The organism is Staphylococcus sp. HMSC077D08, assembly GCF_001837945.1.
GTDB classification, from domain to species: Bacteria; Bacillota; Bacilli; order Staphylococcales; family Staphylococcaceae; genus Staphylococcus; species Staphylococcus epidermidis.
The window spans coordinates 301,998-316,236 of sequence record NZ_KV834762.1; the positions used below are offsets into that span (position 1 = coordinate 301,998).

At 28.7% G+C, this 14,239-nt stretch carries 12 protein-coding genes; all 12 read right to left on the reverse strand.

What is annotated here, in order from left to right:
• Positions 1-940: 940 nt before the first annotated feature.
• Positions 941-1,153: a helix-turn-helix domain-containing protein gene (locus HMPREF2663_RS12295; protein ID WP_002457563.1), complete on the reverse strand. Its 213-nt coding sequence runs from the start codon at positions 1,151-1,153 to the stop codon at positions 941-943.
• A 389-nt stretch (positions 1,154-1,542) separates the two neighbouring features.
• Positions 1,543-2,274 carry a hypothetical protein gene (locus tag HMPREF2663_RS05915; RefSeq protein ID WP_002484791.1) on the reverse strand — a complete coding sequence of 244 codons (732 nt, stop codon included), beginning with the start codon at positions 2,272-2,274 and terminating at the stop codon, positions 1,543-1,545.
• Between the two features lie 6 nt (positions 2,275-2,280).
• Positions 2,281-3,054, reverse strand: a complete 774-nt coding sequence (locus tag HMPREF2663_RS05920) for a HipA family kinase (RefSeq protein ID WP_002458418.1) — start codon at positions 3,052-3,054, stop codon at positions 2,281-2,283.
• 179 nt (positions 3,055-3,233) lie between these two features.
• Entirely contained in the window at positions 3,234-4,151 is a 918-nt protein-coding gene (locus HMPREF2663_RS05925; protein ID WP_070845985.1) for a peptidoglycan recognition protein family protein, read from the reverse strand.
• A gap of 39 nt (positions 4,152-4,190) precedes the next feature.
• Positions 4,191-4,586: a phage holin family protein gene (locus HMPREF2663_RS05930; RefSeq protein WP_002484783.1), complete on the reverse strand. Its 396-nt coding sequence runs from the start codon at positions 4,584-4,586 to the stop codon at positions 4,191-4,193.
• 23 nt (positions 4,587-4,609) lie between these two features.
• Complete coding sequence (locus HMPREF2663_RS05935; protein WP_070845987.1) at positions 4,610-5,887, reverse strand: BppU family phage baseplate upper protein; 1,278 nt, start codon at positions 5,885-5,887, stop codon at positions 4,610-4,612.
• Positions 5,888-5,904: 17 nt separating this feature from the next.
• Positions 5,905-6,921, reverse strand: a complete 1,017-nt coding sequence (locus HMPREF2663_RS05940; protein ID WP_070845989.1) for an SGNH/GDSL hydrolase family protein — start codon at positions 6,919-6,921, stop codon at positions 5,905-5,907.
• Between the two features lie 12 nt (positions 6,922-6,933).
• Complete coding sequence (locus tag HMPREF2663_RS05945) at positions 6,934-7,530, reverse strand: hypothetical protein (protein WP_070845991.1); 597 nt, start codon at positions 7,528-7,530, stop codon at positions 6,934-6,936.
• Positions 7,514-7,735, reverse strand: coding sequence for a hypothetical protein (locus tag HMPREF2663_RS05950; protein WP_070845993.1), 222 nt, complete (start codon positions 7,733-7,735; stop codon positions 7,514-7,516). Before HMPREF2663_RS05950 ends, HMPREF2663_RS05945 begins: the two co-directional genes overlap by 17 nt.
• The gene (locus tag HMPREF2663_RS05955; RefSeq protein WP_070845995.1) at positions 7,722-8,900 is read right to left on the reverse strand and encodes a phage tail protein; all 1,179 of its coding nucleotides are present in this window, start codon (positions 8,898-8,900) and stop codon (positions 7,722-7,724) included. The genes HMPREF2663_RS05950 and HMPREF2663_RS05955 overlap by 14 nt, the downstream gene beginning before the upstream one ends.
• 12 nt (positions 8,901-8,912) lie before the next feature.
• On the reverse strand, positions 8,913-9,737 hold the full coding sequence (locus HMPREF2663_RS05960) for a phage tail domain-containing protein (RefSeq protein ID WP_070845997.1): 825 nt from the start codon (positions 9,735-9,737) through the stop codon (positions 8,913-8,915).
• A gap of 1 nt (position 9,738) precedes the next feature.
• Complete coding sequence (locus tag HMPREF2663_RS05965; RefSeq protein ID WP_070845999.1) at positions 9,739-14,229, reverse strand: phage tail tape measure protein; 4,491 nt, start codon at positions 14,227-14,229, stop codon at positions 9,739-9,741.
• Positions 14,230-14,239 lie beyond the last annotated feature (10 nt).

Sequence of the window (14,239 nt, forward strand, 5' to 3'; positions counted from 1 at the left end):
AATCATCACATTCATATAATTTAAAGTCTCGTATAAAACCATATTTATCATGGCGATAGGCATACCTTTTAAATCCTAGTCTTTTATTGTTCAGACAAATGAATTCATCATTAATTTCGTCATATTTCCAATTTTGAGTATTAAAGATGTAATTGTTAAATTTTTCATTTTATGTTTCTTATTAAGTTTAAAGAATATTACATATTTTAGTTTCATACTTTCTTCTTTCATTTTCTGGTAGTTTACTTAAAAGTTCTAAATTCAAGTCACTATATGAATCTATGTCGCTGTAAGTATCTATAAAAGCTTGATTTAATTTATTAACTTTAATATGTGCTTCTTGTAATATAGGTCTTATATATTCTAAATTGTATTTAGCTTTATGAATCTTTTTTTCATTAAAATATCTAATACATTCTTTAATAGAATAAATTATAATCCCTAACGCAATTGTAAAGAAAGAATAATAAATAGATGGTGTTTTATCAAGTATATCTAATAATAAGAATTCTATATGTGTATATAATTCTATTTAATCACCCAATATTTTATATGATTAAAATATTTTTGAATATCAGACAAGTATAAATTCTATAATGTAATTTAATAGTATTGTCCATCTAAACTATATAAAAAAGAAGCTAAGGCAAAATGCCTTAACTCCTTACCCCTATTAGGTTTCCCCTGAAATTGTTTAGCGCTTAGTATTGCTTAATATACTGTTCTCTTTCTCATTCGGATACTTGAGTTCTATTTAAGCAAATTGGGTATAATAAGGTTTATTAAATTGTTAAATAGCTTTATATCAATGTTTTTACACTTTATTAATGTATTGTGAATTAATTGTAGTTGCCCATTTAGTTGCCCAATATAATAAATTATATACACTGGGCAACTAACAAGGCTCTATCCCTTATGTAGCAAAAGATAGAGCCTTGTTTTATTTTTCATCACTTTGTTCTAATTCTACTTGATAATTGTAAAGTTTTTCCGCAGTTTCTAGAGTTAAATTTTTGACTTTTCTTTTACCATTTCTTAACTCACTTATGCCCCCATAGGAAATGCCAGTATCTTTTTTAATTTTATAATTCGATATTTCATTATTGTTTAGCAATTTTTCTATAACTGTATATATATGATTAAACTGATTCATAAATTAAATAGGAAATGAAAAGAAATATTTTATTATTTTCTTCTTATTATATTAACGATAAACAAAATTAAAGATAATATATTTATATAAAATGTTAACTTCTTTCTCAATTCTCTTGTCATAGACCTCACCTCCATATATAATGAGGTAAAGGGCTTTTAACCCTTTACCATTAAATGAACGATTTGATAAAATTAAGTATTTGAATTATTAAGCTTGCTATGGCTAATCGATACTTTATTTTTTCAATTCGTTCTTTTTCTTTTTCACTTCTTTTCATTTCCTTCTCCTTTCTTTCTTGATACTTATATTATATCACATATGTGATATAATTCAACTGTTTTTCTTAATTTTTTTATAAAAAAACCATACCTCATAGGTATGGTGTATTAATTCTTAATTAAATCATGCTCATTTTTTAATTGAACTTTAGCTTCAAATTTATTGATGAATTCTTTCAAAAGTTTTTCTTCTTCTACCATATCATCCTCAAGAATTAAAATCAGATTTTTTTCGTTCATAATTGAATATAGAATATAAGATCTCGCATTATGAATAGTTGTATTATTTTTATTTAAAAATTTAAAAAGGAACTCTTTATTTTCAATATCCTTAGCAACAAAATCTGGAGTAAATTTATCTAATGAATTCTTGCCACTTACGACATGCTTAGAAGTTATATCTTTATATCGTCCTTCTAAATAAGTCATTACATACTTTCTTTTTTCATTTACATTTAATCTTTCCTTTTTATTCAACCCAAGATGTAAAATGTATTTATAAGTTTTATTAATAAAATCATTAACTTCATTAATGGAACTAAATGTTCTATATTCAATATCTTCAAAATAAAAATTATTAACAAATCTTTTTATATAATTCTGAAGCGATTGATTAGTATGTTCAAATTCAAATTTTAATCCATCTAAAAACATATTAATAAATTCTAAATCTTCAAGTTCATCATCAAAAGAAACAATTTTTTTTCTTTGAGTTATAAATTTAACTTCATTTTTATGATAGCTTTCTCCTACTACCTCAAAAGCAACACCTATAGCTAGATTACTTCTTAAATATATATCTGGATAGTAACTTAACACTGAATAATTCACTTTAAACATACTCAATCACTCCTTTCCTATTTTTTCTATTATAAATTTAATAGCTTCATCAAAATTCTCGGTAATGTATATAAAGTACTTGTATAGTTGTTGTATATTTTCCTCAGAAAGATTATTTTTTAAATAAATAGGAATTTTAGAAATAATACTTTCAATATCAACATCATTAACTTTATCAACAAAAGTTCTACCACAATCTTCAATTATTGATGTTTCAATTTTTCTATTTTCAAGTAAATATTGATAATATCCAGAACTAAACATATCCTTAATTATATCCTCTATACTATAATCATCATTTTTAAGTACATCTGGCCAAATACATCCACCTGGTAAAATATGAGTATAATCAATAGGATATAATTTTTTAGGGATTTCTATTAATAAATTACCTAAATTTCTATCTTTATTGTAAATAAAGATATCAAATAGAAGCAAATTGACAATTTCACTCTTTTGAACAAAAGATGTCATGCTGGGCGAAGTAATTGTTAATGATTTTTCTAACCAAGTTGTGTAAGTGAACAAACTACTATGTACGTAATCTTTCCCATTTTTCACTGCCGTATCTTCTTTGCTAAACAATGCATATCCAAAATGGGGATGTCTTATACCAAAAAATTCAGCTAAATTATAGCCTAATAATTCATTAAATAACGCAATAAATCCTTCGTTATTGTGTATGTACTTTGCAACAACTTTTTTATCATCTATATATCCTCGAATAGGATCGGTTACTCCATTCCCCACATCCTCAGTGATTTCTGAAATAATTTCCAACTTGTACCCCTACCTCTATTATACTCAAAATTAATTACATTATACTCTAACTTTAATATGCTGTGAACCACTATTTAAATCACTATCTTTAAATTTGTTTCAGATAGATATAAAACACTAATCATATAATTACTATTAAACACAAAAAAGGGGTAACCAAAAAATGGCTACCCTTTTAATTATTTATATTCTTCTTCTACTTCAATAGTGTGCTTATGCACCCAACCGTTATTACTTGGTGAATAAGTTCGACACCAAATATTCCCCTGTGGATCTTGAATTTCTTCATAAATGTAGACTGTTGAACCCGCTTCAAGTACATCTTTTTCTCTAGCAAAACTATAGTTATCAAAACTACTACCTGCACGTTCACGTAATGAAGCATCATATTTGATTGTACCTCTATAATAAGGTTGTTCAGACCAAACTTTGACACGTGTACAGCCTACTGGTTTCTTTTCAATAATTTCGTCATGTTCTTCAGGTTGATTCACAATTGTTTCTGTATCAACATCTTCGCCATCAATATAACGTTGCACTAAATTATCAATCACATCAATTTCATCGCGCCCATAACCACATGCTTCAAGTGCATTACCTGGATCACGTTTATCATCTTGAATATCTTGATGACCTGGTGCTTTATTATAGTGATCGATATTCCATGAAGGACACAGTACTGCATACACTCTAGCAAAGTTATCAAGTGCTTTTAATGATCGTTCTCTATCATCTTCAAAATAACATAGCTCGCCACCAAAAGCAGCGTCATTGGCATCATCACCAAAATAATAATTGTCTGTTGGCGTATCATAAATAACGTGCCATGCTTTTTCGTCTAATGGCACACAAATAATACATTCTTTATCATCTACAAAGAAATGAGCCGAAGCGGTAGTAGCCCAATCTATATCATAAGTATTTTTATAATAGTCAACGTTTTGTTGTGCTGTACTTCCAGGATTACCTGTGTCATGATATACCGCAAAAATTGGGCTACCAGTGTCTAAAGATTGCCCTGTACGTCTCGTTCCATATGGTAAAAAGTCGGTATACACTGGTACGCCATTCCATTCACCCAAATATTCTTTTGACATAATTAATCAACTCCAATAAAATTAATCAATAAAAACGACTTATTTAGTCGCATTGTTATCTTTACTAAAAATATTTAACCTTTTTGTTATTTGATCCGGTATCGGCACACCCAAGATTGCAGCATTCTCAATAATACTAGTTGCTTCCGATAAAATTAAAAAGATAACTGAACCATTAACTAAAATTCCGTCTAATTGAAATACTATATCCAATGTATTAGCTACTAGCACAACGCATAGATAAGCTATTTTTTTTATATATCCAGTTATTGCTTTGTGACTCCATAACTTTCCTTCTGAAAATGCCTTTAATATTCCCGTAACTATATCAATTAAAATCATAATTAAAAGTAAATCAATAAAAACTGAATTACCTGAATATATTAGACTCATAAAATCGTCTACTTCTGTATTATAATTTTGTACTGTTCCCAATTTTATTCACTCTCTTTCGATTGTTAATATATACCATAAATTGCAGTTATAATTGCATCTGAATTAGTAGCAATTGCATTATCAGTAGAGGTTAAAGTTTTTAATATTTGAATATGTCTCTCGTCTTTCACAGATAGTGAAATCTCGTCTAAGTATCCGTTTTTAAATTCATCATTTAACGCTCTCATACCAATGTTATTCAAATAAACTGTTTGCCCTATATCTGGTACTGTAATAAATTGAGTAGCAAGACGATTAGTGAAAAAGACTAATTTAATAATTAACTGGCCGTAATTCTGTATTTTATCTTTTAATTCAAGAGTATTTCCTCTTTGACCTCTACCTTTCCATAAAAGAATTGGTAGAGATGATTTCCATCGATCATATAATTGCCCTCTATATTTTTCAATTGATAACCCTGAACCTAATATAGTCAAAATACCGTTCCCATCATCCTGCATAATAGCTTGTATAATTCCTGTTGTATTGTTGCCATTTCTAACTGGCATTCCTTGAGTGGTAGAATCGAAATAATAATAACCTGTACTAGTAATATTTGCTGGGTTATCTAGAACTCCTTCTCTAACTCCAGCATCTAATTTCTTACTAACTAAATCTCTAATATTTTGAGTTAAATTCTGTTTGGTTGTTATTAGTGATGATGAAAAATCTGAAACTTGCTCAGTAAGTTGATTAATTTGATTATTCAATTCACTTTTAGTTACTAATTGATTGCTTCCAATAGATGATTTAAGCGATTTAATTTGTAAATCCAGCATATTTGCTGTATCAACTAAATTTTGAACTTTATTCTTTGTACCATCAGATGAATTATTTATTTCTTGTATACCAGCTTCAACTGTTTTTCTTAATCTCTCTAACTCTTTTTGATATTCAGTAAAATAGCTTTCTGAATTAATGCCAAATTCTACTTTATTTTTTAATACTCGCATTTGGACTTCAATTGTAGAATCAGTTTGCTCCCCTCTCTTTAATTTAAAGAAAGCTTGTTGATAATCACCTTCTGCAGTACTAGCTTGTTGCGGTAATATATACCTAAAAATACCTCTCTTTGCATTTAATACAATACCACCAGTCGTATCAATAATACGTTCTCCATCAGGTTTTACTCCTTCAAAAATTGGTGTTAAGTCTGTAATATTATATGGTGTTCCATTAGATGTAACTGAAATTGTAATAGCTTTAAGCCCTCCGTCTCCAACCCTACTAACAATATATTGTTGCTTTTCTTGTTGATTACCTAATTTTGTAATATCAAATGATAGTTCTTGATTAGCCATTTATTATTTCTCCCCTCTTAACCATAAAAGTAATAATAGTTTTTTAATAACTCATAAGTAATAACTTCGTGTACTAATTCATTCGGATGTAAGCCGTCAACCATGCATTTATTTCTAAAAGCAGGATTGTATGAGTCAATAATATTTGAATGATATGCATCAAAAACTGGTATTTTTAATTCTGTGCAAGCTAGTATTTGAGCATTTACATAATCCTCCAAAGTTAAGCCTAATGAATTTTTATCAGTGTCTTTTCTTCTAATTTGATTGCCATTAACAGGTAACTGACGTGTGGCAGTCATACATATAATCCTTACGCCTTTATTTTGTAATCTGAGGAGCTTTATACTTTGATAAAAAGCACCATAAAAAGTAGATATATCGGTTTTATCTGTTCCAATTTTCACACCGTTACCATAGAGCCAATCATCATCAGTTCCTTGTATGATGACTAAATCAGCATTTTGTATTTGATTGGCTTGTTTATATATATTGTTATTACTAGCTGTAGAAAAAGTTGCACCACTAACAGCAAAATTATTCACTGGTATATTTAATTTCTCAGATAAATATTGGCCATAATTTTTTTTGGCATGTAAACCACGTGCTACAGAATCACCAATACAATAAATATTTCTAATTTGTTTAATTGTTTGTGAAAGTTTTGAATAATCATATACTAATGTACCGTTTTGAGTTACTACTAAATTACTATATTTATCTTTTTTAATAATATTATTTATATCTGCATCAATACGCTGCGACAATGTTTCATGTTTTACACCAGTTAAATCAATTTTACTTTTAGATACTTCTTCAGTTACTTCTAAAGGTGACATCTCTGGCATAACAATTGCTCTTATTTCTTTTTCTAAAGCATTTTTAAACTCACTTAATTCCTTTCTTTCTTGAGTACTTAAATCTTTATATCCAAATACTTTATTAAACGTATCTTCAATTATCTTTAAATTTTCTATCATTTGACGTCTAAATGTGACACCGTCTGAATCAATAAGACTTTTATTTAAATTCATAAATCAATCACCTCAGTATTCTAAAATTTCATGTAATCGAATCTTATTAGCATTGTTTCTAAAATTATCATCTGTACCCTTAATTAATTGATCACTCACCACTACAGTTTTAGTACATGTTTGTCCAGAAGAATTTATAGATATGACTTCAGTCACTTTTGCATTTCTATGCAATTGAACGTGAGATTTAGGTAAGTATTGGTAATGATATAAATCATCAGATTCATCTAAACGCCAAACTAAAATAATTCCGTTATTACAAGATGAAATACTTTTGTTTAAATTAACCGTCTGTTGATTACTTGGCCATAAATTAATATCTTGTTTAATTAAAGTATTATTTGTTGATACGTTGCTTAACCTTGTTGAGTATTCATTTGAATTTGTTTTTAATTTATCTAAACGTTTTTTATCTTCGGCTGACATTAAACCTGCTTTTTCTGAAGTTGCTACTGTCAGACTGTCTTGCGAAAAACTATTTAATTTTTGTTTTTCTTCAGGTGTTAAAAGTAAATTTTTATCGAAACCATCAATAACATCAACGTGGGTTCTAACATAAACTTCTTCCCCATCATAAGTTAATGTTCTAGCTTTAGTAATTTGAGTCATAGTTGTTCACTTCCTTATAAAAAACAGACCCTAATCTATTAGGGCCTGTTGAATTAAATTTATTAAGTTTTATTTTGTCTTTTTTTGACATTAATCCATCTTCAGCTTCTGTTGCTATGGATAGCCCACGAATTGCTTTTACGTGTGTAATTGGATAAAAAATCAATCCATTTTCATATAATTCCTTTAATTTAATTTTCGTCATCTACAACGCTCCCAACATCTTTGACAGTAAATATAGGAGTATTAGTTTTAATGGTTTCTAATCGTTTCTCTGTATTTGAAATAGCTTTTTTGGTATACGCATTTATTTTATAAATACGTTTTTGAATAGAATTTTGTAGTTTGATGATATCTTTTTTTTCATTTGAAAAAGTTACTTCATCTGGTCTATTTACAAAAGGATGATTTTTACTTAATGATACTATTTTTAAATCTACATTAAATTCCATATTTTGATGAATAAATTTAATAATATCGTTCTCACTCAAGGGTTCTTTATCCTTATAAACAAGCTTCAAACTCGTTTCTGGTTCATCTTGAATTTGCGTTTTCACCCATTTTTTCAATTCTTCTAAATCACTTATTTCATCATTATTTATAGGTGGAGCAACTTTTCTGCCCCACTTATTAATATTTGGTGATTTATATAAGTATTCAATACTTTGATCCGTACCTTTACTTTTTCTATCGTCGCTTTTAACTGAACTATCCTGTTTTTTCCCATATGCTTTAATTTCTGTCTTCAAATTATTAGTATTAACATCTACCGCAATTTCATCAGTATTATATTTATACCTTATAACTAAATTTCTTTTTTTATAGAATTCTTTTTCAGAATAGAACGTAATTTTCTTATTATCCGCAAAAATTATTGCATTAAATTTCTCAGCAATAGCTTTGCAAAAATCAAAACCCGATGCATTACCTAATTCATCAATTTTAGCTGCTTCAAAATGCCCTTTAATTTCATATTCATAACCTAAAGTATTATCTTTGAAACCATATTTAAGTATCTCTTCTAAAGTATAGGATTTTGTATTTTTATCATTTTCTTTTTTAGAATTTGAATAAACGTAATGATCTTGAAAACCATACATAATATGAATAGCAGTAACATCCACCGTCTGTATTTTAGATTTATTGTTAAATGTGGGAGCTTTAATAATATATTTTTGACCTTGATAGTACACTATAGATTCGCATTGAATTAAATCATAAATATCTTTGTTTCTATTTGTTTTGATAACTGTAAACCTTAAAGAGCGGTTATTATTTTTTTCATAATCATATCTAAATGATCCATAATCTATATCAACAAAAATTTCTTTTTTAGTTTCATTCATATTACCTATAACAATATAATCCATAAAATTCACCTTTTACCTATAAATAAATGGAAATGCAAATTCAATTGATTGAATTTTTGCATTTCCATTAACTTTAAAATTATTTGTACCTTTTTCTAACTTAATAATACCATTATCTGTATCTACCCCACATCTTTTATCATTCAAAAATGGTGCCTCACCATCTAAAATTAGAGTATCAGCAGTTTTTAGTGGTTTAGTGTAAGTGAATTTAGATTGATTATTTAAATTTGTTAAATAAAAGTTAGATGGCGAATCAGCTATGATCTTTATTTTTAAAGTATGTCTTTTAATAGGATCTATAACTTCACTTGAACCATTATATACAGTGAAATTGTTTGTATTAAATTGATATCTAGGTACATAATCAGTTGGTAATGTTTCAGTAAGCATAAACCCATCTTCTAGACTATCAACTTCATTTGTATATAATAAAGATTCTGAATAGCCCTTATATACTGTAAACTCTATTTCAAATTCCATATCAGAATGAAAATAACGTGTTTTTTTTAAACTTGCATCATTTACAGCGTATTTAACTCTAGGTAATTTACTATGCGATATATAATATGGCTCTCGTTGATATATAACATTTCTCAATTTTTGTTCCATTAAGAATAAGTCACTTTCATCAACACCATCATAATAAAATGTAGCTTTTAATGTAAAAGGTGAAAACGTATTACTACCAGGAATTACTCCGTCATTAGCATCTATTTTTTGTGATGTATTATCTACATTAACATCACCAATTTCTATATCTTTGAAAATAACTCCTGGTATATTATTTAAATTGATTGTTGTTTCTTTAAAAATAAATTTAAACCAATCATTCATTTTAAGCACCTCCCCCCATTAATTTTATTAATCTATATCTGTCCATTTGTTTTTCACTAATTGCTTTTTCCATTTTTTCTATATCAACGTTAAAATCTTTATTTTTTATAGTTGTAATTAATAACTTAAGTAATTCATTATTCTGTTCTAATAGCATTTCCATTGAAGTATTATCATTTGAATAAATAGAAGTTTTATTTTCAGGTTTATGTCCTATTATTTCTTGTGATTTCCTAATTAACTGTAATGCTCTTTGAGGTTTTGTTAAAGGAATAATCATTTCTGGCTTATTACCCTCACCAATTTCTGCAATTTGATGATGTGTTACTAAACCACCATTTGCATACGCATAATCACCAGCACGTTTAAAACCATTCCATCCATATGTACCAACAATATAACGCATTGCAGATATTGCTTCGTCAACTGGATTCATGATGTTACTATGTCCTTTAATAGCATAAGTTCTGAATGATGGTTCAATCATTTGAAACATACCTTTTGATGGAGTTCCATTTTGTGCATTAACATCCCAGTCATTTACTGCATTAGCAGTATAATTTGATTCACGTTTAGCAACTCGCATCATTTGTTCAGTTATATAGCTAGAATTATATTGTCCCCCCAATATAGATTGAGCTCTTAATATTGATTTTCTTGCATATTCTGCACCACTACCACCGCCAGCATGTTCTGATAAAAACTTTGCAGGATTAATAGTGTTTCTATTAGTAAGTTCTGCGCCAAAAGGTGACTCAACTTGATAGTGAAGATGTGGCCCAGTTGTCCACTGTCCACTATTACCAGTTCTAGCAATTGGTTCTCCTTGTTCAACACGTCCAGTTTTTAATACTTCACTTAAATGTAAGAAGTATTGAGCATATATACCACTAACTAATCTAGCAATTAAACCACCATATTGATTATATTGTCTTGAGACTGTGCCAGATGTAGGCGCTGTAATAAGAGTTCCATATGGAGTTGCATAGTCGATACCATAATGATGACCATTTGCAAAGCTATAATTTGGTGCACCACCATTGGGATAATAGCCCATATTAATACCAAATTTAGTAAATGATGATCCATCAGCATTGCCAACTTCTTCAAACCATTTTTTTACAAAATCAACCGCACCAGCTTTAATTTTTTTAAACATACCATTAATCAGTTTAGAAGGTATTTCTTTGATTCCTTTAAAATTAACGCCAAAAACATCTATAATTTTATCTATTAATTTTCCAGGATCACTAATATAATCCATTACATCGCCTATTTTTTCTGACGCCCATTCGTATACATTAGACGCCGTTTCAACTACTTTATCTTTTATGTTGGAACCAAATTCAACTGCTTTATTAAATGTATCCATAATACCTGAACCTATAGAAAGTCTAGGTATTACTCCGGATTGTTGCATAGCATATGTTTGTGCACCATTGTACACTCCCCAGCCTTTAGGAATATAAACTGGTACATTTTCACCTTGAGGCGCATATAAATCACCGCTGGGAGATTGTAGTAATTCTTGATAATATCCATTAGGTCCGTTACCTGGCCCTTTATCATTTACTATTGCTAAAGTAGACTCGCTAAGAACACCATCATCAATTGAAGCTGTCCCAGTAGAGAGTTTGATTGGTTTAATTATCTCTTTACCCATTCCTAGTTTATCGCCTATCCAGTTAATACCATCAATCATTTTATTGATACCACCAATAGCATACTTTTTAAGTCCCTCTGCTAATTCTTTTGCGGTATCTATAACTTTATCTTTCATTCCTACAAATCCATTTTTAATTTTTTCAGTGAAATTCAAAACTTTATCTTTCAAATTTGAAAAAGTGGATATCATTCTATCTTTTAAATTAAAAACTGCTTCTATAGTTTTTTCCTTTATTAATTGCCATGTATTTACTAACCAGTCTCTTAAATTACCGATAATATTAGATATTTTTTCATAAATCCTTTTAAATATAGTTACTATGCCTTTATAAAAAGATAACGATTTAGTAATGATAAATGTTATTAAACTAACAATAATTTTTGATATTACATTATATATTGCTTTAAATCTACCGAATGTAGAATTATAAATATTTTTGGTGTACTGACTAAAAATTGATGATATTTTAAGCCATAAATTTTTGATTTTAAAGGTAAATAATTTCACAAAACTTATGAGACCTTTTACTATTAGACCAAAAAAGCTTATTTTAATAATATTCCATAAAACTTGAAATGCTCCTTTAAAAATTTGTTTCAAACCTTGAAACAATTTTTTCCAGTTTCCAGTAAATAGTCCCGAGAATACTTTTATTACGCCACTAACAATGGTAATAAATCCTTTTATAATACCTACTAAGCTACCAAAAACAGTTTTAACAATTATCTTTATTTTTGGAAATACCAAATAAAAAATCGAAAGTATAAACTTTATTATTTTAGAAATAACAGTAGCTATATTTTTCAAATTTTGAATTATAGTTTTTCCATTTTCATTCCAAAATCCCTTGAGAAAGTTTCCAATTGATTTACCCAGATTAATTAGTCCATTAAAAGATTTTTTTATAACTAGACCTATAAATTTACCAAAGCTATTTGCGGCTTTTTTTATACCTTCAAATGCTTTATCAACAAAATTTCTAAATGTTTCAGATTTTTTATAAGCTACAACAAATGCTGTTACTAATGCTCCAATTGCTAATATAGCTATTCCTATTGGATTAGTGAATAAACTAAATATTTTTCCTACTTTACCTATTCCACTCAATAAACCAAATACATCTTTTATTTTTTTTAGAGCACCTATAAATGAACCTAAGGCCCATAATGTAGGACCTATTGCAGCTGCAACAACGCCAAATATAACAATAAATCTCCTAGTATTAGATGATAAACCACCAAACCATTTTGATACATCTTTAATATGATTAGATAAACTTTGTAAAACTGGACCAAATGCATCTTCTATAGATGCCCATATCTCAGATAAACCTAATTTTAAGTTATTATTTGCTACTTTAAATTTTTCTGCTCCATCTTGTGTACTTTTAAAAGTCTTATCAACTGTACCTGATGATGTTTTTAAAGCTTTGTTCATATCTTCAATTGAAAATCTACCCTGTTTGATTGCATCAGCTAAATCTGGACCCGCTTTGGCTCCAAATGCCTTAATTGCTAAACTAGTAGCTGTAGAAATATCAGGTGCTTTTTTAATTTGATCTAAAGTCTTTTTGAACTCTACTCTAGGATTTTTTCCAGCAGCACCCCAATTAGATATTGCTTTTTTTAGACCACTAAACGCGATTTCAGTGTTTACCCCCGCTTTTTCCCATTGAGAAAATAAAGAAATTGATTCTTTCATTTCAAAGCCTAAGCTACGCATAGGTGCACCATATTTAGTGACATTTTCCGCTAACTTATCTATTGAAATTCCACTTACTTGGGATGCTCTGGCCATGCTATCTAATACTTTAGAATAATCATTTGCACTTACTCCTGCATCTCCCATAGCCCTAGTAATTAATTGAACTGCTTGAACTCCATCAGTCTTAGTAATATCGCTGAACTCTAAAAATTCTTTAGTCGCATTTTCTAAATCTTTTCCGGTAAGTCCTAAACGTGTATTAACTTCACCTAGTACGCCCCCTACTTGTTGAGCATCTCCTGGGAATGTACTAAAAACATTTTTGAAATTATTTTGTAAATTATCTAACTCTTTTCCTGTTGCACCTGTAGCAGTAGTTACAGTATCTAAACCTTCATCCACTTCATAAAATGCATTTTTAGAAACTATGCCAATTCCAGTTAAAGGCGCTGTTATACTAGCTGTCATTCCTTTACCTATAGTCTTGAATTTTTCTGAAGCTTTTGCTGCATGTTCTGCAACTGCATCAAAGGATTTACAAAGTTTATGATTGCCTTCATCAACGTCATGTTGATTATTTTTAAATTCTTCAAACTTTTTACTAGTATTTTCAATACTGTGTTGTAAATTATTTAAAATTCTTACTTCATTATTAGCAGATTTTGCAGAATTATCTAACTCTTTTTGAGTTACCAAAGCTTGTTTACTTAATTTTTCAAATGCTTTTTCAGATTCTTGTACTTCTTTTCTAGCTTCATCAAATTCTTTTTTACTTACATTTGTAGTTTTACTTAATCGTTCATAACGATCGTTGGCCTCTTCTACCCTTCTGTTTGCTCTTGTTAAAGCTTCACTCTGCTCTTCGTGAGTTTTTTTCAAATTAGAAAATTTTTCTTTTGCTTGTTCAACAATTTTTGATTGTATTTCTAATTTTTTATTAAGCCCTTCTATGGTTACTTGATATCTTTCAATAGATTCTTCGCCTCTCTGAAATGCTGAAAGATTGGCATTAAATTCACTATTAACTACACTAAGCTCTCTTTTTAGCCCTTTCATTCCTTCGTCAATTCGCGAATAATCTAAATCTAAAGATAGTGATAAACCTTCAATTTTTTCTGACATAATGCAATCC